Source organism: Halomonas chromatireducens, from assembly GCF_001545155.1.
Classification (GTDB): Bacteria; Pseudomonadota; Gammaproteobacteria; order Pseudomonadales; family Halomonadaceae; genus Halomonas; species Halomonas chromatireducens.
Genome location: NZ_CP014226.1, coordinates 2003799 through 2026508, shown reverse-complemented (window position 1 = coordinate 2026508; position 22710 = coordinate 2003799). Strand labels below are relative to the sequence as shown.

The window sequence follows — 22710 nt, the reverse complement described above, 5'->3', positions numbered from 1 at the left end:
AGGAAACCCTCGCGAACGAGGGGTTCCGGAGCCTCTTCAGGCCCCGTTTCCGATCATGCGGGGTCGTAGGAGAGCACTGGCGACAGCCAGCGCTCCAGCTCCTCCAGGCTCATCTGCTTGCGCTCAGCCAGGGCTTCCACCTGGTCCCGGGTGATCTTGCCGGTGGAGAAGTACTTCGACTGCGGGTGCGAGAAATACCAGCCGGAAACCGCTGCCGCCGGCCACATGGCGAAGTTCTCGGTGAGATCGATGCCGGCATTCGCGGAGGCATCGAGCAGACGGAACAGGGTGCTCTTCTCGGTGTGGTCGGGGCAGGCGGGATACCCCGGCGCGGGCCGGATGCCCTGGTACTTCTCGGCGATCAGCTCGACGTTGTCCAGGCGTTCGTCCGGCACATAGCCCCAGAATTCCTTGCGCACCCGCTCGTGCATGCGTTCGGCGAAGGCCTCGGCCATGCGGTCGGTCAAGGCCTGCACCATGATTGCGCTGTAGTCGTCGCCGGCGGCCTTGTAGCGCTCGGCCAGTGCCTCGACACCATGCCCGGTGGTCACGGCGAAACCGCCGATCCAGTCCGGCTTGCCCGACGCCTTGGGCGCCACGAAGTCGGCGAGGCTGTAGCAGACCCCGTCGCGGTTCTTGGTGGTCTGCTGGCGGATGTGGTGCAGCCGCTCGACCACCTGGGTACGCGACTCGTCGGCGTAGACCTCGATGACATCATCGTCGACGCTGTTGGCCGGCCACAGCCCGATCACGCCGCGCGCCTGGATGTGCTTCTCGTCGATCAGCTTGCGCAGCATCTCCTGGGCATCGGCGAAGAGGCTGCGGGCGGCTTCGCCGACCACCTTGTCATCGAGGATCTTCGGATACTTGCCCGCCAGCTCCCAGCTCATGAAGAAGGGGGTCCAGTCGATGCGCTTGATCAGCTCCTCGATATCGTAGCTGTCGAATACCTTCAGCCCGGTGACGGCGGGGCGCGGCGGGGTGTAGCTGGCCCAGTCGATGGGCAACTTGCGTTCGCGGGCCTCAGCATAGCTCAGGTCGGACGCCTTGGGGCGGCGCCGGGCATTGCGTTCGCGCACCTGATCATACTCTGCGCGAATCTCGGCCACATAGCTCGGCTTCAGCGCCGGCGACAGCAGCTTGCCGGCCACGCCCACGGCGCGGGAGGCATCCGCCACGTAGATCACCGGGTGCTCGTAGCCGGGCTCGATCTTCACCGCGGTATGCGCCTTGGAGGTGGTGGCTCCACCGATCAGCAGCGGCAGGTCGAAGCCCTGTCGCTGCATCTCCTTGGCCACATGCACCATCTCGTCGAGGGAAGGGGTGATCAGGCCCGACAGGCCGATGATGTCGGCATTCTCGGCCCTGGCCGTCTGCAGGATCTTCTCCGCCGACACCATGACGCCGAGATCGACCACATCGTAGTTGTTGCACTGCAGGACCACGCCGACGATGTTCTTGCCGATATCGTGGACGTCGCCCTTCACCGTGGCCATGACGATCTTGCCCTTGGCCTTGGTATCCTCGGTCTTCTCCGCTTCGATATAGGGGATCAGATAGGCCACCGCCTGCTTCATGACCCGTGCTGACTTGACCACCTGGGGCAGGAACATCTTGCCGGCCCCGAACAGGTCGCCAACCACGTTCATGCCATCCATCAGCGGCCCTTCGATCACCTCGATGGGGCGGCTGGCCCGCTGGCGCGCCTCCTCTGTGTCCTCCTCGATATAGACGGTGATCCCCTTGACCAGGGCGTGGGAGATGCGTTTCTCGACCTCCCAGCTGCGCCACTCCAGATCCTCCTTCTTGGCGGGGCCGCTGCCATCGCCCTTGTAGCGATCGGCGATATCCAGCAGTCGTTCGGTGCCGTCGGGGCGCCGGTTCAGGACCACGTCCTCCACCGCGTCGCGCAGTTCGGCCGGCAGATCGTCATACACGGCCAACTGGCCGGCATTGACGATGCCCATGCTCAGGCCGGCGCGAATGGCGTGATAGAGGAAGGCCGAATGGATCGCCTCGCGCACCGGATTGTTGCCGCGAAACGAGAACGAGACGTTGGAGACGCCGCCCGAGACCATGGCGTGAGGCAGGTGCTCGCGTATCCAGCGGGTGGCCTCGATGAAATCGACCGCATAGTTGTTGTGCTCTTCGATGCCGGTGGCGATGGCGAAAATGTTGGGATCGAAGATGATGTCTTCCGGCGGGAACCCCACCTCGTCGACCAGGATCTCGTAGGCCCGCTGACAGATCTCCGTCTTGCGGGCGAAGGTATCTGCCTGGCCCTGCTCGTCGAAGGCCATGACCACAACGGCGGCACCGTAGCGCCGACACAGGGTAGCCTGCTCCCGAAAGGCGTCCTCACCCTCCTTCATGGAGATGGAATTGACCACCGCCTTGCCCTGGACGCATTTGAGACCGGCCTCGATGATCTCCCACTTTGAGGAATCGATCATGATCGGCACCCGGGCGATGTCGGGCTCCCCGGCGATCAGGTTGAGAAAGCGCACCATGGCTTCCTCGGACTCCAGCATGCCCTCGTCCATGTTGATGTCGATGACCTGGGCACCGTTCTCCACCTGCTCCAGTGCCACCTCCAGGGCGGTGTTGTAGTCCTCGTCGACGATCAGGCGCTTGAAGCGGGCCGAGCCGGTGACATTGGTACGCTCGCCGACGTTGACGAACAGTGAATCCTTCTCGATGTTGAAGGGCTCGAGGCCGGACAGGCGGCACGCTCGAGGGCGCTCGGGCACCTGCCGCGGGGCCATGCCCTCGATCGCGGCGTGGATGGCGGCAATGTGCTCCGGCGTGGAGCCACAGCAGCCACCGATGATATTGACCAGGCCGCTTTCGGCGAACTCGGCGACGATGGCGGCCATCTCCTCGGGCGTCTGGTCGTATTCACCGAACTCGTTGGGCAGGCCGGCGTTGGGGTGCGCGGAGACGAAGGTATCGGCCTTGGTGGAGAGTTCTTCCAGATAGGGGCGAAGCTCTGCGGCACCCAGGGCGCAGTTCAGCCCGATGGAGAGCGGCTCGGCATGTCGCACCGAATTCCAGAATGCCTCGGTGGTCTGGCCGGAAAGGGTGCGCCCCGAGGCATCGGTGATGGTGCCCGAGATCATGACCGGCAGGCGCTCGCCGCGATCGGCAAACAGTTCCTCCAGAGCGAAGATCGCCGCCTTGGCATTGAGGGTGTCGAAGATGGTTTCGATCATGATCAGATCGGCGCCGCCTTCGATCAGCGCTTCGGCCGCTTGATAGTAATTTTCACGCAGCGCGTCGAAGGTGACGTTGCGCTTGGCCGGGTCATTGACGTCCGGCGACAGCGAGGCGGTGCGGGAGGTTGGCCCCAGCACGCCTGCCACGTAGCGTGGCACGCCGGTTTCGCTGGCCACGGCGTCGCATACCTCACGGGCCAACCGCGCCGACTCCCGGTTGAGCTCGGGGACCAGTTCCTCCATGCCATAGTCGGACTGGGAGAGGCGTGTGCTGTTGAAGGTGTTGGTTTCGATGATGTCGGCGCCTGCCTCCAGGTACTGGCGATGAATCCGCGTTACCAGGTCGGGGCAGGTCAGGGCCAGCAGGTCGTTATTGCCCTTCAGGTCCGAGGGCCAGTCGTGGAAACGGTCACCGCGGAAGTCGGCCTCATCGAGTTCAGCATTCTGCAGCATGGTACCCATGCCACCATCGAGCATCAGGATACGCTGACCGAGTTGTTCGGTGAGGGTGGTGGTCAAGGCAGAGGGAACGGCGGCCATGGGTGGGGTCGGTCTCCAGCGAAGTCACGGGTAGCCGGCCGCACAGGCGCCTCTGGGCGTCTTCTTGGGCGGGCCGAGTCGGCCCGTATGTTACCAAAAGCGGCGCCGCGAGGGCAGGGCTGATCAAAAACCGACCAAAATAGTCGGGATTGTCTCGCCGGCCGGTTTTGCTTACCATGAGGGTATATCAATACGGCCTGCCCGACTGGGCAGCGACCAGAGCAGCGAGAACACCATGAGCGAGACTATCCAGATTACCGACAGTGCCCAGGATTACCTTGCCGAACTGCTGGAGAAGCAGAACGTCGAAGGTATCGCCGTGCGCATCTTCATTACCCAGCCCGGTACGCCCTATGCCGAGACCTGCCTGGCCTATTGCCGGCCGGGTGAGGAGGAGCCCACCGACGAGCGTGTCGAGCTGGAGAAGATCAATGTGTTCCTGGACAAGAACAGCCTTCCCTTCCTCGACGAGGCAGTGGTCGATTTCAATGCCGACCGTATGGGGGGGCAGCTGACCATCAAGGCCCCCAATGCCAAGATGCCCAAGGTCAACGCCGACAGTCCCCTCGAGGACCGGGTCAACTACATTCTCTACAGCGAGATTAACCCCGGCCTGGCTGCCCATGGCGGCGAGATTAAGCTGACCGAGCTGACCGAGGACAAGGTGGCGGTGCTGGCGTTCGGCGGCGGCTGCCAGGGCTGCGCTGCTGTCGACCTGACTCTGAAAGAGGGGGTCGAGAAGACCCTGATGGAGCGTATTCCCGAATTGACGGGCATCCGTGACGTCACCGACCATACCGACACCACGAACGCCTATTATCGCTGATACCTAGGGGGCTGGTGAGTGCCGCGAAGGTTAGCGGCTCTCGCTCTCACTCCTGTCGATTTCGCTTTTGCCGATCGATACCTTTGCAGGCTCCGTATTGGCGGGGCCTTTTTTCGTCGCGGGAGCCCCTCGCACTTCCCTCTGGTGATGCGCTTCGCCCTGCCAGAGCCGACGGCTGATCTCGGACTCCAGCAGGCGCAAGCGACTGGCCTGCTCTTCTAGGTGGCGCTTCTGGTCGTCGATGCGCGCCTGCAGCAGTGACTGTTCGTGGCGCATGGTCTCGGCACGCTCTTCTGCTCGGGTGCGAGCCCACTGGGTTTCCCGGTGCTGTTTCTCTTCCTTGGCCAGTATGGCGCGCATTTCCTGCAGCTCTTGCTTCAGCGCTTCCTGGCGGCTTTCCAGCTGTCGCAGGTTGGCCGCGTAGCGCTTCTCGCCGGACAGGCGCTCTTGGCGCGCCTCATCCAGCAGGCTCATTAGCCGTGCTTCGGCGGCTTCGTGGCGCTGTTCTTCCTGAAGCTGGCGTGCCTGGTGCTGTGCTTCCCGCTCCCCCAGGGCCTGCTGGTGGGTCTGAAGCTGCAGCTCGCTTTCTGCCTGCAGTCGCTCAAGCTGCTGTAGGCTTCGGGCGAGTCGCTCACCCAGCCGGCGGGCCGTTTCAATGGCCTGATCGCGCTCGACTTCCGCGGTGGCCAGGGCAGCACTGCGTGCTTCCAGCCGCTGCTCGATGCTGGCCAGGTGGGCGGAGAGTGCCGCTTCGCGCTGCTCCGCATCCTCTGCCTCGCGTCTGGCATCCTGAACGGCAGCCCTGGCCGCTGTGACCTCGCGGTCCGCTGCTTCACGATACTCGGCGAGGGCAGCTCCGGCAGCATCCTGCGCCTTCTCCCAAAGCCCTTCGGCCAGCTGCTGAACCGGCTCTGGCATGCCTTGAGTGGTCACGGTTTCGGCGCGCACTTCCCGCCGCGCGCGCCATTCGCGAAGGTGGTCGCTGATGGTCGTGAAGCTACCGGTCCCCAGCACGTCCCTGATCTTTTGCACGCTGGGGGCTTCTCCCTTGGCCATCAGGGTATCGATTGCCTGCTTTACATCTTCGTACTGCACTCCGCTGCGTGCCATGCCGCTCTCCTGCCGTCATCCATGTTCATGCCCTGCTGAGAAGCGCAGCTACGCGCCCTAGCTCCCTCGTCGTCCTATCTGCCCAGCTCGACGTCTGTTGGAGATAGTTTAGTGCGAGTCGAGCAGAAGGGGAAGATAATTACATTATATCCGTTACGTAAAATACCTTATGAAATAACAATAAATTCATGATTACCCGTCTTATCTTGATTATTTGACGCTATCCACGCGAAAATGAGCAGTAGAACCCCAGCCGTGGGCGGGAGAGCGCAGCGTGAGCGAGGCAGGGCAAGAGCAAACACCACAGCCACAGCTGACCGTGGGGCAGGACGCTTCGGTCGTGCCGGTGGCCGACCGGGCGGCGGCTCGAATCGCCGCGGGCGACGACCACCATGCCGTGGCGCTGTGGCTGGCCGAGTTTCGCGCCAGCCCGCAGACGCTGCGTGCCTATCGTCGTGAGGCCGAGCGGTTGCTGCTCTGGCTGGGTGAACAGGGCAGTCGCCGGATACCCCCAGCGACGAGATCCTGACGCATATCGACGCCTTCCTGGACGCCTTTGGCGAGCGACTGGGCGCGCTGGAGGACGACGAGCTGGCGGCGCCAAGTTCCCGCCACTCAACCGCTGCCTGACGGGCTATGATCTGGCGCACTTGAGAGATGCGGAAGGTCGCCTCGACATGAACAGCCTGCTGTGCGGCTCGGAAGGTTCGCTGGTCATGGGCAGCGCCGCCTACCTGATCAACAGCCGCTTCCTGGTCCACAGCGCACTCTCCGTGCAGGGCATCTTCGGCAGCCAACCGGTGTGGATGGCCATCGGGCTCGTCGTCCTGCTGCAGCTTGGCTGGACCTACCTGCCCTTCATGCAGACGGTCTTCGGCAGTGCCGGCCTGGCGCCGCTGCATTGGCTCGTCATACTGGCCGGCAGCGTGTCGATATTCCTCATCGTGGAGCTGGAGAAGTGGGTGCTGCGCGTGCGCAAGTCGCCCGACACCCCGGCGGCGGGGCAGCATGACAAGGCCAGCGCCTCAACCCAATGAACTATCGACGTTGGCAGGCATGGGCATGGCGACTGGCGATACTGTCGCTGCTGTGGTGGGCCATCAGCAGCGGCGACCCCGCCTCCTGGGCCTGGGGAGTGCCAGCCATACTTGCCGCGGCGGTGCTGATGCCCGTCTTCAACTGGCAACTGCGCCCCTTGGCGGTTCTCCTGTTCGTGCCCCATGCCCTCTGGCTGGCCCTTCGCGGCGGACTGGAGGTGGCCTGGCTGGCCTGCCGCCCCTCGCTCCGGCTCAACACAAGAGTGATCGAACACCGCTGGCATTATCTGCCCGAAGGCCCGGCCCAACTGTTCATGGCCAGCCTGATCAACCTGATACCCGGCACCCTGGCACTGCGTCTCGCCTCCGGCACCCTGCAGGTCCACGTCCTGAACCTGCACAACGGCACCGCGGCCTCTCTGGTACGGCTCGAACGACGTATTGCCGCTCTCTTCGGAGTAACCCACCGGAAGGAGACCTAGCTCCATGACGACCTACCTGTATGCCGTCGGTGCGGCACTGCTGCTGGCCAATGCCGGCGTCGGCGCCTGGCGGATCCTGCGCGGTCCCACCAGCGCCGACCGCATGCTGGCTGCCGAGATGATCACCACCTCGGCCATCGCCGTACTGCTGCTGCTGAGCATCGTCTCCGACCAGTCGGCACTGGTGGACGTGGCACTGCTCTTCGCCCTGCTGGCCGCCGTGGCCATGGCCAATTTCGTCACGCGCACCTGGACACTGCTGCGCGATGACAAGGACACCCGAGAAGAGGCAGGCCATGACTGAAGCACTGCATTGGCTCGGCTACGGGTTCGTTGCTGCCGGCATCCTGTTCTTCCTGGCCGGCAGCCTTGGCCTGCTGCGCTTCCCGGATGTCTTCACCCGTCTGCACGCCCTGACCAAAGCCGATAACCTCGGCCTCGGCCTGATCTGCCTGGGACTTGCCTTTCAAGCCTCGGGCCTTGCCGAGGCCGTGAAATACCTGCTGATCTGGTTGTTGATGCTGGTTGCCTCCGGTATCGGGGCTACCCTGATCGCCTCGACGGCGCTAGCATGCGGCCTTGCCCCGCAACAGGCTGACATGCCGTCAAACACGACGACAAGCGAAAGGCCCGCCCCGAAGTGAGGGTGCTGGCCTGGGGGTTCGACTTGCTGCTTGCCGCAGGCTTGCTGTGGCTGGCCTGGCAGGCCCTGTTCACCCCGCGCCGCTTTTCCGCCGTGGTCAATTTCATGGCCTTCTACCTGCTGATGGCACTGGTGTGGGTTCGCCTGGACGCACCGGATATCGCCCTGGCGGAGGCCGCCATCGGCGCCGGCGTCACCGGCGCCCTGCTGCTGACGGCCCTGGGACGACTGCCAGCCGGCACCAGTGCCGGGGCCGACCCCCGCCGCTGGCAACGTCCACTCCAGTACCTGGCCATGGGAGGTACCGGCCTGGCGGTGATCTGGCTCGCCTGGGTGGCAGCGCGCAACCGGAAATCAGCAGGGAGGCCAGCAACCAGGGCATAGCGGCGATCAGTGGTCTCGGTCGCATGAATCAAAAACCTCCGTATAGGGCTTCACCCGGGGGGGTGGGTTAGACCTGCAGAGTGGAGTGCGAGTAGTCTTCGCGCGCGGCGCGGGACGAGAGATGATAAGGAGTCTGTGGCCGGGTTGTCCAACCCCATGACAAGCTGGGGAGTGGCGACACCCTCAATTTAACATAATATACATTATGCGAACCGTAAGATGTGCAAAAGGTAGCCAATAATAACCCCCCGGCAACATGGTTGCCGGGGTTGCCTACGCGGTGATGACATCAATCAATCAATTGTCGTCTGCCGGTGCGTAGGAGCCGTCTTCGCGATGCACTTCATTACCGGTGATCGGCGGCGTGAAGACACATGCCAGATGCATGGTCTTGTGGGCTCGCAGCAGGTGCTCGTCATGCTGGTCGAGAATATAGATGTCGCCGGGCTTGATCGGCCAGATCTTGCCATCCGCCAAGGTTTCCACTTCACCTTCACCCTCGATGCAGTACACCGATTCATAGTGATGCTTGTAGTGGATGTGTGTTTCGGTGCCCTCATAGATGCGAGTGATATGGAAGGAAAAATTACCTCCATCGGCGGCCAGTACCAGACGGGTGCTGTCCCAGGTCCCGCTCTCGGACTTGACCAGACGGTCGGTTTGACGCGCTTCCTCAAGATTGCGAACGATCATAACGTGTCACTCCATTAACTATTGACGGGCCGGCGGTGGGGCAACCGGCCGATACACCAGACGCTAGCGCCCTGCTCTCTCAAGCTCCCTCAGGTGATGACCTGTTTGACGCTCTCTTCGAGAATGTCCAGGCCCTGTTGGAGATCCTCGTCGGGAATGGTCAGCGGGCAAAGACACTTGACCACTTCACCATCCTGGCCGCTGGTCTCGATCACTAGACCGTTTTCGAAGGCCTTGCCGGTGATCTTGTCGGCGATATCGCCGCTGCCGACATCGATGCCGCGCATCAGGCCACGCCCCCGCTCGGTCGCCTTGATTCCCCGCTCGGTAAGCCAAGCTGCGATTTTCTGGAAGCGCTCTGCGACGATCTCTCCCTTGCGCTGTACATCCCGCTCGAAGGTGTCATCGGACCAATACTGTCGCATGGCCGCAGCGGCGGTGGCAAAGGCCAGGTTGAAGCCGCGGAAAGTACCGTTGTACTGACCGGGTTTCCACTTGTCGAGTTCGGGACGCATCAGCACGTGGGCAAACGGCAGGCCGAAACCTGACAGCGACTTGGAGTTGGTCACGATATCGGGCGTGATGCCGGCGTGCTCGAAGCTGAAGAACTTGCCGGTACGGCCACAGCCGGCCTGGATGTCGTCGACGATCAGCAGGATGTCATTGGCACGGCAAATCTGCTCAAGGCGCTTCAGCCACTCGAGCCCGGCCACGTTGATACCGCCCTCCCCCTGCACGGTCTCGATGATCACGGCCGCAGGAGTGTCAAGGCCACCGGACTTGTCGGCCAGCAGTTTCTCGAAATAGTCCAGGGTGTCGGTGTTTTCGCCAAGATAGCCATCATAGGGCATGAAGGCCGCGCCCTGGAGCGGGATGCCGCCGGTGGCCTCGCGGAACTTGCGGTTGCCGGTCGTGGCGAGCGATCCCATGGTGACACCATGGAAACCGTTGGTGAAGGTGACGATATTGTGGCGCCCCTTGGCCACGCGTGCCAGGCGAATCGCTGCCTCGACGGCGTTTGTGCCGGTCGGTCCGGGCAACTGGATCTTGTAGTCCAGTCCGCGCGGCTTGAGGATTACCTCTTCCAGCGTTTCCAGATAGTCACGCTTGGCAGCCGTCCAGAAATCCAGGCCATGGACAATGCCGTCGCTGGCCAGGTAGTCGAGCAGTGCCTGCTTCAGGTGGGGATTGTTGTGGCCGTAGTTGAGCGTGCCGGCACCCGCCAGGAAGTCGATGTATTCACGGCCGGTTTCGTCGGTTAGGCGCGCGTTCATGGCCTTGGTGAAGACCACCGGAAAAGAGCGTGAATAGGTCCGAACGTTGGATTCCATGCGTTCAAGTGTCTGGGTCTGCATCGTGCGACCTCCTGGTAAGGGTAGAAAGGGAGAGAGAGTGTGACGGCATAGTGACGTGGCCGCCCGGTATCGAGAGGATAGAATTCTAGAGACGCCCGGTATCGAAGGGACCGATGCGCACCAGGTTCTCGGGGTCATGTTCGCCACCGAGCTGGTCCGTGGAGAAGTATTCACGGCTGTTCAGGGGGGCTTGCCAACGGTTGGCCAGGCGGCGGAAAAGACCCCATGAGGCCTGGTTGTCTGGTGTGATGGTCGTTTCGAGATGATGGACATCGCGAAGCTCGTCGCGGGTCATGACGGCTTCTACCAGGCGCCGGGCAAGTCCCGTGCCGCGGGCCTTTTCACCGACTGCCACCTGCCACAGGAAATAGGTGTCGGGAGCGTTGCTTTTCACATAGCCAGAGACAAAGCCAACGATTTCGCCTTCTTCGTTGGTCGCCACCGCACAGGTATCCCTGAACTGTGTTGCCAGCAGCAGATAGGCGTAGGCGGAGTTGACGTCCAGCGGTGGACAGGACTTGATCAGCTCATAGACCCCCCAACCGTCATCGGGGTTGGGCTTGCGGATAAACAGCGGAGCAGCATCGCTGCCAACTACTGCATCTGCCACGCTGGGCCTAGCGAGATCGGCAGAAGGCGTAAAGGGTTGTGGTGTCACATTCATGTTCAGACTTCGCTGTAGCGATGTTGCGCATAATGATAACAGGGCTTTTGGCGAAATTAAACTCGACATTATGCCCAGCGCCCTCTTCCATAACAGCAGCTTATGCAGCGGCTCGATTCATTCGACGATCATGGCAGTTTTACGCATCACTCCGATAGTCTAGTCCAGGTTTCGCTCGCTTACCCTAGGCAAGCGAGCCGCACGGAGGCGGCTCGCTGGGATGACCATAGTCCCTATGAGTTTATGTACGCGACAGGGAGCGCATGGTGACGAATTCCTCTGCACCGGTCGGGTGAATGCCCACGGTGACATCGAAATCGGCCTTGGTCAGGCCAGCCTTCACCGCAATGGCAATGCCCTGGATCAGTTCCCCGGCTTCCTCGCCAACCATGTGGGCTCCCACCACCACATCGCTTGCATCATCGACGATGAGCTTCATCAGGCAGCGCTCCTGGCTTCCGGAAAGTGTGTGCTTCATGGGACGGAAGTCGGTTCGGTAGACGCGGATCGCCCCATATTTCTCCCGAGCCTGCTCTTCCGAGATACCGACGGTGCCGATGTTCGGATGGCAGAAGACCGCCGTGGCAATATTCTGGTAATCCAGAGGCGCCGGCGGGGTGTCGGAGAAGTGATGCTTGACCAGGTGCATGGCCTCGGCGAGGGCCACCGGTGTCAGCTCCGGGCCGCCGGTGACGTCGCCCAGGGCCAGGATGGATGGTACCGATGTCTCGAACCGCTCATTGACCTTGAGCGTGCCGTCCGAGTTGCGCTCGACACCCAGCTCACCGAGGCCCAGCCCTTCCAGATGCGGCTTGCGGCCGGTAGCTGCGAGCACCGCGTCGACCTCCAGTGTGTTGCCGTTGGTGAGCGTCACCAGCAGACCATTCTCGCCCTGTTCGATCGCTTCGATGTTGGTTTCGAAATGAAGTTTCACGCCCTTGATAGCCATTTGGTCTCGGGTGAATTCCCGCACCTCGCGGTCGAAGCCACGGAGGAACAGTTCGCCCCGGTAGACCAGATGGGCCTCACTACCCAGGCCGTTGAAGATGCTCGCAAACTCCACTGCGATATAGCCACCGCCTAGTACCAGGAAGCGTTCGGGAAAGCGCTCAAGATCGAAGACTTCGTTGGATGTTACCGCATGTTCACTGCCGGGGAAGTCTGGCACCCACGGCCAGCCACCTACCGCAACCAGGATCTTGGCGGCACTGATTCGCTCACCGGCCACGTCGACATGGTGCGTGTCAACCACTTGGGCTCGACCGTTGATCAACCTGACTCCCGCCGTCTCCAGCAGGCGGCCGTAGATATCGTTGAGTCGCTTGATTTCACCGGTCTTGTTTTCTCGCAGTGTGGCCCAGTCAAAAGTGGGCACACCTGGCAGTTGCCAGCCGAAGCCGGCGGCATCCTCGAAGGCATCATGGAAGTGGGCGGCATAGGAGTAGAGTTTCTTGGGTACGCAACCCACGTTGACGCAAGTGCCACCCAGATAGCGGTCCTCGGCCACGGCGACGCGCGCGCCCGTGGCGGCGGCGGTGCGTGCAGCACGTACTCCGCCGGAACCGGCACCGATGACGAAGAGGTCATAATCGAAGTCTGGCACGAAGTTCTCCTTCTCGAACCGGGCTCTCGAACAGGGCCCGTTGGAATGGTGCGATGATACCAGTGCAGACCCTTGCCCGGGAGTGCGGCGGTTGACCACTGTACTGACCGCCTGTAAAAAGATCATCCGATACGGGCTTGCCAATCCAACCACCGGGTATGCTTTGCATGGACAAGGAAATCGCCGCCCTGCTCGAGAATAACCGCTCCTGGGCAGAGCGCATGCGTGATGAAGACCCGGACTATTTCTCCCGCCTCTCAAGCCAGCAACAACCGCATTACCTCTGGATCGGCTGCTCGGATAGTCGCGTGCCGGCGAACCAGATCGTCTCGCTTCCTCCCGGGGAGATATTCGTCCATCGCAACGTCGCCAACCTTCTCTATCACAATGACATGAACGCCCTTTCCGTCGTGCAGTATGCGGTGGATGTACTGAAGGTGAAGCACATCATGATCGTTGGCCACTATGGCTGCGGCGGTGTTCGGGCGGCGGTCGTCGGCGGCGAGTGCGGTATGGTGGACTACTGGCTCCACTCGGTCCGTGAACTCTACAGCCACCATCGCTCGGCGTTGGCAGCGCTGCCGCTGGATTCACAGGTGGACCGTCTGTGTGAGCTTAACATCAGGGCCCAGGTCAACAATCTGTGTCGCACCAAGATCCTCCAGTTGGCCTGGCAACGTGGTCAGGCATTGGCCGTCCACGGCTGGATCTACGGCCTGGGCGATGGGCGTATCAACGATCTGGACTGCACGGTGCAGGGCCTGGATCAGGTGGAAACCCTCTACCGCATTGATCGGTTGGAGCCGACGCCGGGCCAGTAGAGGACCCAGCTATCGTTCACTCTGGGCAGTACGCTAAACTGCCTTCAATCAGACTGCCAGGAAGGCTGACATGACCGACCCGCTCGCTGAACTACAGCGTGGCCATCTTGACTGGCTCGAGCAACGTTATGCCGAGACGCTCTCCCGCCTTGGGTATGATGGTGTCTTGATCTTCAGCGGCCAGCCCGCACTTCATTTCGGCGACGACCAGCACGCGAGTTTCCAAGCCTACGGGCATTTCCAGCACTGGACCGGCCAGGCCTATCTCACCCACAGCTGGCTGTTGGTGTGTCCCGGCAATCTCCCTGTTCTCTATTTGCATTCCCCTGATGATTTCTGGCACCTGCCTGCCAGCCTGCCTCAGGAGGCCTGGACCGAGCGCGTCGAAGTGGTGAAGGGGCGCTTCGATGTGCCTCCTGCGCTGCCTCGTGGCAGGTATGCCGTTATCGGTGACGTGGACGTTGCCACTGCCGGGGCGCTGGGGGCCGATCCCAATCCCGAAGCCCTATTGATGGCGCTGGATGAGGGGCGGGTGCGGAAGAGCGAGTACGAGGTGGCCTGCATCGGCCGGGCCAACCGACAGGCCATGGCCGGCCATATAGCGGCCAGGGATGCCTTCCTGTCAGGTGCCGCAGAGCTGGACGTGCAGCTCGCCTACCTCCAGGCATCGCGTCAACGCGAAAGCCAGGTTCCTTACGGCAATATCGTCGGCATCAATGCCCACGGCGGCGTCCTCCATTACCAGCACTACGACACCCTGCCCCCGAAGAAGCAACGAAGCCTGCTGGTCGATGCCGGGCATCGCTACCATGGCTATTGCGCCGACATCACTCGCACCTGGGCAGGGGGCCAGGCGGATGAGGTGTTCCCACCGCTCATCAAGGGTGTGGCACATATCCAGCAGCAGCTGATTGCCGCCATACGCCCCGGTGTCGACTATGCAGTCCTGCATGAGCAAATGCATGAACTGCTGGCCGCACTGCTTGTGGAGCATCGCATCGTGCTTGGCAGCCCCGAGTCTGCCGTGGCAAACGGTATCACACGGGCTTTCTGCCCCCATGGACTGGGTCACCTGCTGGGCATTCAGGTACACGATGTGGCCGGACGTCGTGCCGCGAACGGTATGGCCCTGCCTCCGCCTGACGAGCACCCTGCCCTGCGCCTTACACGTGAACTGGAAGCGGGAATGGTGGTCACCATTGAACCGGGGCTCTATGTCATACCCATGCTGCTCGACCCACTGCGTCAGGGGCCGGTTGGACGCGAGGTGAATTGGGAACGGGTGGAGCGACTGGCCCCTCACGGCGGCATTCGCATCGAGGATAACGTCCTGGTCACCAGCGACACTGCCAAGAACCTGACGCCCGAAGCCGAGTGATACCATCATGCGCGAGCGGCGACACGAAGCCGACTTCTCACCACCACGCGGGCTGAACAATGCCCACGTGCAGACGTTGCTGCCGCGCCTCCTGCCGCGTCCGCCACTGGCACGCGAAGTGGAGGTGCTCGAATTGCCTGACGGCGACTTCGTCGAGCTGAACTGGGCCAGCCCCCAGCCCGCAGATCCCGAGGCGCCGGTCTTCGTGCTCTTTCATGGACTGGAAGGCTCCTTCGACTCCCCCTATGCGCGGTGGCTGCTCTCGGCGGCGAGCCACCTGGGCTGGCGTGCCGTGCTGATGCACTTCCGTGGCTGCGGCAGCCAACCCAACAGGCTGCCCAGAGCCTATCATAGCGGTGATACCGCCGACGCCTACTGGCTATTCGGACACCTCGCACACCGCTTTCCCAAGGCACTGAAGGTGGCGGCCGGTGTCTCGCTGGGTGGGAATATGCTGCTTAAACTGGTGGCCGAACAGGGGGGTGACGGCCTGGATCTGGCCGGTGCTATCGTGATCAGTGCCCCCTTGGATCTGGCAGCCAGTGCTGACCGTCTCCATCAGGGGTTTTCACGAATCTACGAGCGGCACCTGCTGAGCGCGCTCAAGCGCAAGGTAAAATACAAGCTTGACCGGGACGCGCTGCCGCTGCCGCTCGATGCCCGCGGATTGGCCAACCTGGACAGTCTGCGTGCTTATGATGATGTCGTGACTGCACCGTTGCATGGCTTCGATGGGGCCGAAGACTACTATCAACGGGCTTCCGCCGGCCCCCTGCTGGGAGACGTCGAGCTTCCGACCCTGATCCTGCACGCCGATGACGACCCCTTCATGCCGGCGAGTCTCTATGATCGCCTGCCCGCCCCCTCTCCTGCCGTGCATCTGGAAATCGCACGGTTCGGGGGGCATGTCGGCTTCATGGAGTGGCGTAATCGGCGGCTGGAACCCTGGCTTGCCAGGCGCATAAGTCGTGAGCTGAAGTCCTGGAGCCGCCCGGCGATTCCCTGGCCTGGCCGCGCCGGGCCCCATCTCACCCGATCGGGCAGCTGATGCCGGTGCCCTTCAGGCCACAGTAGCCGCCGGGGTTCTTGTGGAGGTACTGCTGGTGATACTCCTCGGCCATAAAGAAATCGGTGAGCGGAGCGATCTCGGTGGTGATTTTCCCCTGCCCGGCCTGGGACAGTGAAAACTGGTAGACGTCTCGGCTGCGCTGGGCCGCTGATTGCTGCGTGCCACTGGTGGTATAGATCGCCGAACGATACTGACTGCCGATGTCATTACCCTGACGCATGCCCTGGGTCGGGTCATGCGCCTCCCAGAAGGTGCGCAACAGCGTCTCGACATCGAGCTCGTCGGGGTGGAAGACCACCCTCACCACTTCCGCATGGCCGGTCAAGCCACTGCAGGTCTCTTCATAGGTGGGATTGGGGGTGACGCCACCGGCATAGCCAACGGCGGTGACATGAACTCCTGGGAGCTGCCAGAACAGCCGCTCTGCCCCCCAGAAACAGCCCAGACCCAGCACAATGACTTCATGCCCATCGGGAAATGGCGGCAGCATGGAGTGGCCGTTGACCGCATGTATACCCGATACGTGAAGTGGGCTATCGCGCCCGGGCAAGGCGCGTGCAGGGTCGATAATCATTTACTCTCTCCTTGCGCTTAGGTGCGCTTCAGACTTGTGTTGACAGGCTCACGCACGGATCCTTGACTATGGACCGCTATCGAGCTGCGGTGGTTGCCCCGGACGGGAAAAGGTATAGACCAGATCGACCGCTTGCGCCGCACCCGAAACGGCCTGCACATAGAGATTCCTCCATAGGGTATAGCGCAGGGTAAGCTCGGCGATAGGCGAGAAGATACCCACGCCGTAGCTGATACGAAGGTCCTCGGTGAGATAGCCGGTTACCACCACCTGACTCTCGTCTCCCATGCCTGCCGTTTCCAATGCCAGGTCATCAATGCCGAAGGCCTGGCCGATAGCGCCCACCGCACCGCCGGTCTGCCCCAGGGTGAGGCCAACCAGCGCGGCCGTGAGAGCCCCATCGGCGTCACCGTCTCGCGGGGCGCGACCGCGCAGGAGATAGGATAGGGCACTGGCTTCATCCATGGCCGGCTCGGAGAATATCTCCAAGGCCGGTTCGGCGGCAAAGCCGCTGACCCGCAGCCCCGCGATGACACCGTCGTCGGTCAGGTCCGGATTACGGATGGCCTCAAAATCGAGCAGTGGCTGATCCGGTGGTCCACTGAAGAGTAATTGTCCCTGTCTGATCATCAGGTCCTGACCGAAGGCACGGAAGCGCCCGTCGGTTAGAATCACGTCACCGAACAACTGCACCGGGCCATCCTGCTGTCGAACCTGTAACGTGCCACGTAATCCCGTCTCGAGTCCGCGGGCTTCGAACTGCATGTCGGGGCCCAGGTTCAAGTCGATGCGGACGTCCAGGGACATGCCGGCTTGCTGCAAGGCCACTGTAGCCGCCTCATCCGCCCCGGCCTCTTCCTCGAGTTCGGCGGTACGCCTGGCCCGGGCATCATCTCGGCGGGTGATGATGATTTCGTCGGGGCTGGGCGAGACGGCAGCGGGCGGTGTATCGCCTATCTCGAGCCGTGCCCAGGGGACTTGCACGGCACCACGTACCTGGAGCTGTGTCGGATCGATGCGTACACGCAGGTCGGGCGCAATGCGCAAGCGACCGAATTCGGGCATTGTCACCAGCAGTGGTTGCCGCGTGCCGTCCAGGTCGATCCCGATTCGCCAGTCGTCCGGCGAAGGCCAGGCCGCATCGCCATTGATCACCAGCCGCCCTTCGTCGCTCTCCACATAGCCCATGATACGGGCTGTCTCGCCGTCGAATTCCACCCGGATGCGGCCATCCACTATGATCAGCGGGATGTCCATGCCGCTGGCCTCCAGGCCGCTCAATTCCAGAGCGCCATTCAGCTGCGGGGATTGGCCGGTGCCCGATATGTCAACTCGCCCATCGATGACGCCCTCCAGGGTGTCCATCCCGGCGGCCAGGGTACGATAGCGTGAAAGATCGAGTGTATCGAGGGTCAGGGTCCCCTCCAGGGCGCCGTCCCCGGCCGGATCGTCCTGCCCCACGCGCAGTTGAACGCGGCCGGCATCGGCCAGGCTCAGGTCAAGTTCCAGATCGACCCTCTGCTGGCTGGCATCCACATTCACCCTCAATTGCGTGGCCGGCAGCGACCAGGGTTGGCCGTAGATATCCATTCCGTGGAGAGAAAGGTCGCTTTCCAGATCACTCTGCAGGCGCCACTGAGCGCCTCCCCTGCGCCACTGGGCCTGAAGGTTCATGTCGGTCTGGCCCGTCGCACGCCACTCTTCGGGCAGCCACTCATCCAGCAGCTCCATGGGCAGCCCGCGAACCGAGAGAGAGGCATCACCGCTCTCCGCACTGGCTTGCAGCGTCTCGTCGAGACAGATGCTGCCGCCCTGCTCGCGGCTCAGGCAGAACGGCTGCACGCGCGCACTGCCGGTTTCGAGATCGGCGCTGAAGCTCAGTGGTTCGTCCAGGCGGATATCGCCGTACTCGGCTGATACCTCCAGCGGATGGATGCTGCCAGTGTAGCGCTGGCGGTCCTGGGAGAGCCCTCCCTCAAGCACCATTGAGGCCTGTGACAGCGGCATGCCGCGCCCGGCAATGGCGTCCAGCGTTAGTGCATGGTCCGACAGATGGCCGTCGAGAAGGAGAGAGATCTCGCTGAAGCGCTGTCCGCCGGCATTGAGGTTCTCGATATCCAGCCTCAGGTCGAGCGCGGGGTCGTCCAGTCCCCTGACGCTGCCCGACAGCCCCAGGCTTTCCAGGCGATTGTCGGAAAACGCCAGGCTATCGCCAAGGAGCTCGATGTCGATCTGTGGCGCCTCGAGACTTCCCGATGTGGTGAATTGCCCGGCCAGGCTGCCGGTAAGATCGTCGTGCAGGTTGGAGAGGTTGGGCAGGTCGATCTCGCCGTCAAGGCTCATGCTCTGCTCTGTTACCGCGCCGCTGGCGGAGAGACGATTGTCGGCCTGGCGAAATTCGAAGCGATCAATCTCCCAGCGCATTTCGCTGTCACCGCTGAGGCGCGCCTGAAGCGACATCGGCAGCGACTGTAGTTCGCCACTGATATCGAGCCGAGGCACGTCCAGCTGCCAGCCATGGAGCCCCTGGGCAAACGCCACTTCGATATCGCCGCTCAGGCGGCCATCGGTGGCGTCAGTAAAGGTGCCGGGATCGATGTTATCGAGGCGGATGACAGCGCCGACGTCGACGCCATCAGTCCAGTCGACCCGGCCCCTGGTGATCAGCGAGGCATCCCCCAGAGTCAATGACAGGGGCAGCCAGGAAAAGTGTTCGAAATCACCGCTGCCTGAGAGGGCGACACGGGTACGCGGTATCTCGGGCCCTTCCACCTGCATGGAAAGGGCGGCGCTGTAATCGAGCAGGCTGCCCGACAGTCGTAGAGACAGATCCTCGATCAGAAAGGGGTCGACCAACACGTCTTCCTCGTCCTCAGGCACCTCAGTGGCCAGGCGCATCGGCAGTGGCCACTGAATCAGGTCGCTCTCCAGCGAAGCGGTAAAGGGCAGGGTCGGCTCCAGTGCGTCGAATCGAGCCCTCAGCTCAGCTTTGACAGGGCCTGTGGCAGCCAGCTCGGCCTCCAAGTCGCCAAGACTGCCGCTCAACAGTAGCTCGAGGCGCTGGCCGGCGAGCTCAGGCATGATTTCCGGTAGCCACAGGGTGGTCCGTAGTCGGGCTGTGAGAGGATAGTCGCCCCGCAGGGTTACCCTGGCGGAAAGGTGGGCGTCGGCATCCAGGGTGGCGAGATCCAGCGAGGTCACTTCGACCTCCTGCCCACTGGCTTCGAGACCGAGCGTCAGATGTCGGATCGCGTAGTCGACAGGGCCGGTGAACTCGACCTCCTCGAGCCGGAGGTGGGGCATTGAAACCGACAGCGGGAGATGAATTTCCGGAAGTCCGATGCGCTCACGCTGGGTCAGTGCCAAAATCGCGTCGACCTCGGCAACGACAGCGGCCGGCAATGGTGATGCCAGGGCAAGCGTGGCATCGATGGTTTCGGCGGACAGGCGCTGGGCGTCGGTGTCGTTTTCTTCCAGGGCCAGCTGAGCCCCCGGCGAGAGTGGGAGGCGAATGCGCAGGCCGGCAAGCCGAGTCGGCAACAGGTCCAGGTGTGACTCGGCAGCCTCGATGCCGGACGTGAACGTATCAAGCTCGATTCGCGTGCCATCTCCCAGTTCCACGGCCGTATCGACAACCTGAAGGTCGGGGGCCGTGACAGACAGGGGTAGGTGAATCGGCTGCCTGGTGGCTCCGGTGTCCTCCTCCCCGGCCTCCAACGTTCTCGGCGGTGTGTCTGCCAGTTCGATAGCGGCATCGATGGCTGGAGCCGATAGGCGCTGTCTGCCCTCTTCGGTAATGGCTGGAGCCAGCTCGGTCCCCGGCGACGCGGGAAGTGAAACGCGCAGCCCCTCCAGCCGGGTGCTCAGCAGTTCTAACTCAGAGGCGCTGGCCCTGGCAGCCGAACTGAAGTCATCGAAAACAACACGCGTACCGTCCGCCAGCTCCAGCTCCACGTCGATCAGGGATAGCGCACGTATCTCCACCGGAAATGGCAAACGAATGTCTCCTGCAGGCTCCCTCTCCGCCTCACGTTCAGCGGCTGGTCCACCGGCTTTGAGATGAATTCGCGCGCCCTCGACGGCCAGGTGTTCAATACAGAGTTTGCCACGAAGCAGGCAGTCATCGGCCCAGGCCAGATCAAGGCGCCGTAGCGACACCCTCGCCGGTCCGGCCTCCAGTTCCAGCCCGTGCAGGACCAGCCGGTCGAGGGGAGCGCCTTCAGCATCCTCCAACTGGTAGAAACCCCGTTCGGCCCCCTGCTCCAGCAGCAGGCCTGCCCCCCATGGGGACAGCGCCAGGCCCAGCGCAAGGAGGACCAAGCCCAGCAGCCAGAGCGGCAGTAGGATAAACAGGCGTAAAAGAGACCAGAGCAGCAGGCGAGTCCTCAGAATTCCGGGCCGATGGCGAAATGAAGGCGCCACGCATTCTCCTCGTCGTCAAAGGGGTGGGCGACATCGAAGCGTACCGGGCCGACGGGTGAAATCCAGCGAACCCCGAGGCCGGCCCCGGTGTTGAGTGAGTCAGGTCCCCAGTCATCGAAGGCGTCACCGGTATCGATGAAGGCGGCGCCCCACCAGTTACCGGTGATGCGTTGCTGAACCTCGGTACTGGCAGTCAACAGCTGTTGGCCGCCGCGCAGCCGGCCCTCCTCGTTTCGGGGAGCCAGTGTTTCATACCCATAGCCACGTACCGTGCGGTCGCCGCCAGTGAAGAAGCGCAGTGATGGGGGTACCTTGGAAAAATCACTGGTTTCGATGGCACCCAGGCCCAGGCGGTTCACGAAACGCAGATTGCTGCCCAGCATGCGAATCCATTCGGTATCGCCCGTCATGCGCAGAAAATCGGCATCCGAGCCCCACATGCTGTCGGAGTATTCGAAGGCAATTCTCTGGCGGTCGCCCCAGCTGGGAAACCGAGGGTCGCGAGTCCGTGTCCGTGACCAGCTCACCCCGGGGTAGTAGATAAGGACGCTGTCGGCTTCCCCGCCCTGGGTGAAGTCCTCGTAGGTGGCGCGGAGGTAGGCTGTCTGTACCCAGCGGTTGTCGAACTCCCAGCGCCGTGCCAGTTCGATCGTGTTCTCGAGGGTTCGGGTATCGTCCATGTCCCGATGACGCAGGCCGTACTGCAGGCGGAACTGGTCGCGCAGCGGATCGTCCAGGGGTAACAGGTAGGTACCGGTCAGGCGCTGCTCAGGCTGAGAGATAAATAGGTCGTGGTCGAGGCTATGGCCGTAGCGGTTGATCCAGGGCTGTTCCCAGCCAAAACCCAGCCGGGGTCCTACGTCAGTGGCGTAGCCCACAGCGACCTCGAACTGGTGCCGGTCTGCCGGTGCCAGGACGACATCGATCGGCATGACGGGGCGTTCGGGTCGATGCAGCGTGGTCACGGCGGCGAGTGCCTCGGCGGACAGCCGTGGTCCATCGGCAGGCTGCGGCGAGGGGGCTGCCGGAGCGCTGGGCAGTGTCGCTTCACCCTCGGTGCCCACCTCGTTCCACCAACCCAGTTCAGGTGGTGAAAGGGCCAACTGACGGCGGCTGTCCAGCCGAGGGCGTACGCTGACTGAGCTAAACCAGCCTGCCTGACCCAGGCGCTGGGCATAGAGTGCTACATCGCCGGCGAGATAGGGCTCTCCCGGAGTGAAGGGAGTCATCTGGCGAATTCGCTCTTCGAGGATATGACTTCCCCGTATGGTCACGTCACCAAAGGCGTAGCGAGGGCCGCTGTCGAGCGCCAGGTAGAGACGTGCGCTCTCGTCGAAGGGCCGGACTTCCATGCGCCTGTCAGTGAAGCGCCAGTCGAAGTAGCCGCGCTCCAGGGACAGGTTGGCAAGGCGATTGCGCATCCGGTCCCAGGGGGCATGCAATAGCGGGTCTCCGACCTCCAGCGGGAAGGCCTCGACCGTATCGCGAAAAGGATCGTCGCGTCGGGCATCGCCATCCAGGCGAATATCCAATACCTCAATGATGACCTGGGGGCCCGGTTCGATCACCAGCTCGACATGACGAGGCGGGTCACGTGCCTCGAGTCGCTGGTGGACCTGAGGCTCATAATAACCATAGACCCGCATGGCTTCCCGAGTGCGACGCAGGACTTCGCCTTCCAGTCGCACTCGTCCGTACTGAGCGGCATCGAGGCTGCTCAAGTAGTGACGAACATTATCGGCGACATCGCCGTCCAGCCCGTCGATACGGGCATCGAGGGCCTGTGCATCCTGGCTGATGCCAAGGCATAGTACGAACGCCCCCAGGTATGCTGCTACGCGCTTTCCCATATCAACGGTTTCCCGACTGGCTCCAGCCCACCCCGCGACTGGAG

General features: G+C 62.7%; 18 protein-coding genes and 1 pseudogene. 10 read left to right on the top strand and 9 right to left on the bottom strand.

All coding sequences use genetic code 11. The features are described 5' to 3' along the window. Positions 1-53 precede the first annotated feature (53 nt). Positions 54-3755 carry a methionine synthase gene (gene metH, locus LOKO_RS09385; RefSeq protein WP_066448149.1) on the bottom strand — a complete coding sequence of 1234 codons (3702 nt, stop codon included), beginning with the start codon at positions 3753-3755 and terminating at the stop codon, positions 54-56. 235 nt (positions 3756-3990) lie between these two features. On the opposite strand from metH, the gene nfuA reads away from it, so the two are divergent. Beyond that, positions 3991-4581, top strand: a complete 591-nt coding sequence (gene nfuA, locus LOKO_RS09380) for a Fe-S biogenesis protein NfuA (protein WP_066448146.1) — start codon at positions 3991-3993, stop codon at positions 4579-4581. Positions 4582-4611: 30 nt separating this feature from the next. Here the strand turns inward: nfuA and LOKO_RS09375 are convergent, their stop codons facing one another. After that, the gene (locus LOKO_RS09375) at positions 4612-5691 is read right to left on the bottom strand and encodes a DNA-binding protein (protein WP_066448143.1); all 1080 of its coding nucleotides are present in this window, start codon (positions 5689-5691) and stop codon (positions 4612-4614) included. Between the two features lie 274 nt (positions 5692-5965). Here LOKO_RS09375 and LOKO_RS20625 point away from each other — a divergent pair, with 274 nt between their 5' ends. From LOKO_RS20625 to LOKO_RS20165, 6 genes and pseudogenes are all read left to right on the top strand, one after another. Then, positions 5966-6220 (top strand): hypothetical protein, encoded by a 255-nt coding sequence (locus tag LOKO_RS20625; protein ID WP_066448140.1) that lies wholly within the window; start codon positions 5966-5968, stop codon positions 6218-6220. A 70-nt stretch (positions 6221-6290) separates the two neighbouring features. Beyond that, positions 6291-6728, top strand: a pseudogene (locus LOKO_RS19380) (cation transporting ATPase C-terminal domain-containing protein); the annotation flags it as partial. After that, the gene (locus tag LOKO_RS09360) at positions 6725-7210 is read left to right on the top strand and encodes a Na+/H+ antiporter subunit E (protein ID WP_066448133.1); all 486 of its coding nucleotides are present in this window, start codon (positions 6725-6727) and stop codon (positions 7208-7210) included. The pseudogene LOKO_RS19380 and the gene LOKO_RS09360, both read left to right, overlap by 4 nt. Positions 7211-7214: 4 nt before the next feature. Continuing rightward, positions 7215-7514, top strand: coding sequence for an MrpF/PhaF family protein (locus LOKO_RS09355; protein WP_066448130.1), 300 nt, complete (start codon positions 7215-7217; stop codon positions 7512-7514). Continuing rightward, entirely contained in the window at positions 7507-7854 is a 348-nt protein-coding gene (gene mnhG / locus LOKO_RS09350; protein ID WP_066448127.1) for a monovalent cation/H(+) antiporter subunit G, read from the top strand. Before LOKO_RS09355 ends, mnhG begins: the two co-directional genes overlap by 8 nt. Before the next feature lie 23 nt (positions 7855-7877). Beyond that, complete coding sequence (locus tag LOKO_RS20165) at positions 7878-8237, top strand: Na(+)/H(+) antiporter subunit B (RefSeq protein ID WP_235588831.1); 360 nt, start codon at positions 7878-7880, stop codon at positions 8235-8237. Between the two features lie 297 nt (positions 8238-8534). Here LOKO_RS20165 and LOKO_RS09340 read toward each other — a convergent pair whose 3' ends face one another. The 4 genes from LOKO_RS09340 to gorA all read right to left on the bottom strand — a co-directional run bounded on the left by LOKO_RS09340 (position 8535) and on the right by gorA (position 12552). After that, positions 8535-8930 (bottom strand): ectoine synthase, encoded by a 396-nt coding sequence (locus tag LOKO_RS09340; protein ID WP_066448122.1) that lies wholly within the window; start codon positions 8928-8930, stop codon positions 8535-8537. Between the two features lie 89 nt (positions 8931-9019). After that, positions 9020-10285, bottom strand: a complete 1266-nt coding sequence (gene ectB / locus LOKO_RS09335; RefSeq protein ID WP_066448120.1) for a diaminobutyrate--2-oxoglutarate transaminase — start codon at positions 10283-10285, stop codon at positions 9020-9022. A gap of 85 nt (positions 10286-10370) precedes the next feature. Beyond that, positions 10371-10949, bottom strand: coding sequence for a diaminobutyrate acetyltransferase (gene ectA, locus LOKO_RS09330; RefSeq protein WP_066448118.1), 579 nt, complete (start codon positions 10947-10949; stop codon positions 10371-10373). A gap of 241 nt (positions 10950-11190) precedes the next feature. After that, on the bottom strand, positions 11191-12552 hold the full coding sequence (gene gorA / locus LOKO_RS09325) for a glutathione-disulfide reductase (RefSeq protein ID WP_066448115.1): 1362 nt from the start codon (positions 12550-12552) through the stop codon (positions 11191-11193). 167 nt (positions 12553-12719) lie between these two features. Here gorA and can point away from each other — a divergent pair, with 167 nt between their 5' ends. The 3 genes from can (at position 12720) to LOKO_RS09310 (ending at position 15799) form a co-directional block, all read left to right on the top strand. Then, positions 12720-13373 (top strand): carbonate dehydratase, encoded by a 654-nt coding sequence (gene can, locus LOKO_RS09320; RefSeq protein WP_066448108.1) that lies wholly within the window; start codon positions 12720-12722, stop codon positions 13371-13373. 70 nt (positions 13374-13443) lie between these two features. Beyond that, on the top strand, positions 13444-14751 hold the full coding sequence (pepQ, locus tag LOKO_RS09315) for a Xaa-Pro dipeptidase (RefSeq protein WP_066448105.1): 1308 nt from the start codon (positions 13444-13446) through the stop codon (positions 14749-14751). 7 nt (positions 14752-14758) lie between these two features. Then, complete coding sequence (locus LOKO_RS09310) at positions 14759-15799, top strand: hydrolase (protein WP_066448104.1); 1041 nt, start codon at positions 14759-14761, stop codon at positions 15797-15799. Here LOKO_RS09310 and msrA read toward each other — a convergent pair. From msrA to tamA, 3 genes are all read right to left on the bottom strand, one after another. Further along, on the bottom strand, positions 15780-16394 hold the full coding sequence (msrA, locus tag LOKO_RS09305) for a peptide-methionine (S)-S-oxide reductase MsrA (protein WP_066448102.1): 615 nt from the start codon (positions 16392-16394) through the stop codon (positions 15780-15782). The two genes, LOKO_RS09310 and msrA, sit on opposite strands and share 20 nt — an antisense overlap. Before the next feature lie 66 nt (positions 16395-16460). Next, positions 16461-20816, bottom strand: coding sequence for an autotransporter assembly complex protein TamB (gene tamB / locus LOKO_RS09300; RefSeq protein WP_235588830.1), 4356 nt, complete (start codon positions 20814-20816; stop codon positions 16461-16463). Further along, positions 20780-22666, bottom strand: a complete 1887-nt coding sequence (gene tamA / locus LOKO_RS09295) for an autotransporter assembly complex protein TamA (protein ID WP_066448099.1) — start codon at positions 22664-22666, stop codon at positions 20780-20782. The genes tamB and tamA overlap by 37 nt, the downstream gene beginning before the upstream one ends. Positions 22667-22710 lie beyond the last annotated feature (44 nt).

Excerpts from the sequence above, each read along its gene's own strand:
- metH (WP_066448149.1), bottom strand. The coding sequence starts at position 3,755 with ATGGCCGCCGTTCCCTCTGCCTTGACCACCACCCTCACCGAACAACTC.
- nfuA (WP_066448146.1), top strand. The coding sequence starts at position 3,991 with ATGAGCGAGACTATCCAGATTACCGACAGTGCCCAGGATTACCTTGCC.
- LOKO_RS09375 (WP_066448143.1), bottom strand. The coding sequence starts at position 5,691 with ATGGCACGCAGCGGAGTGCAGTACGAAGATGTAAAGCAGGCAATCGAT.
- LOKO_RS09360 (WP_066448133.1), top strand. The coding sequence starts at position 6,725 with ATGAACTATCGACGTTGGCAGGCATGGGCATGGCGACTGGCGATACTG.
- LOKO_RS09355 (WP_066448130.1), top strand. The coding sequence starts at position 7,215 with ATGACGACCTACCTGTATGCCGTCGGTGCGGCACTGCTGCTGGCCAAT.
- mnhG (WP_066448127.1), top strand. The coding sequence starts at position 7,507 with ATGACTGAAGCACTGCATTGGCTCGGCTACGGGTTCGTTGCTGCCGGC.
- LOKO_RS09340 (WP_066448122.1), bottom strand. The coding sequence starts at position 8,930 with ATGATCGTTCGCAATCTTGAGGAAGCGCGTCAAACCGACCGTCTGGTC.
- ectB (WP_066448120.1), bottom strand. The coding sequence starts at position 10,285 with ATGCAGACCCAGACACTTGAACGCATGGAATCCAACGTTCGGACCTAT.
- ectA (WP_066448118.1), bottom strand. The coding sequence starts at position 10,949 with ATGAATGTGACACCACAACCCTTTACGCCTTCTGCCGATCTCGCTAGG.
- can (WP_066448108.1), top strand. The coding sequence starts at position 12,720 with ATGGACAAGGAAATCGCCGCCCTGCTCGAGAATAACCGCTCCTGGGCA.
- pepQ (WP_066448105.1), top strand. The coding sequence starts at position 13,444 with ATGACCGACCCGCTCGCTGAACTACAGCGTGGCCATCTTGACTGGCTC.
- LOKO_RS09310 (WP_066448104.1), top strand. The coding sequence starts at position 14,759 with ATGCGCGAGCGGCGACACGAAGCCGACTTCTCACCACCACGCGGGCTG.
- msrA (WP_066448102.1), bottom strand. The coding sequence starts at position 16,394 with ATGATTATCGACCCTGCACGCGCCTTGCCCGGGCGCGATAGCCCACTT.
- tamA (WP_066448099.1), bottom strand. The coding sequence starts at position 22,666 with ATGGGAAAGCGCGTAGCAGCATACCTGGGGGCGTTCGTACTATGCCTT.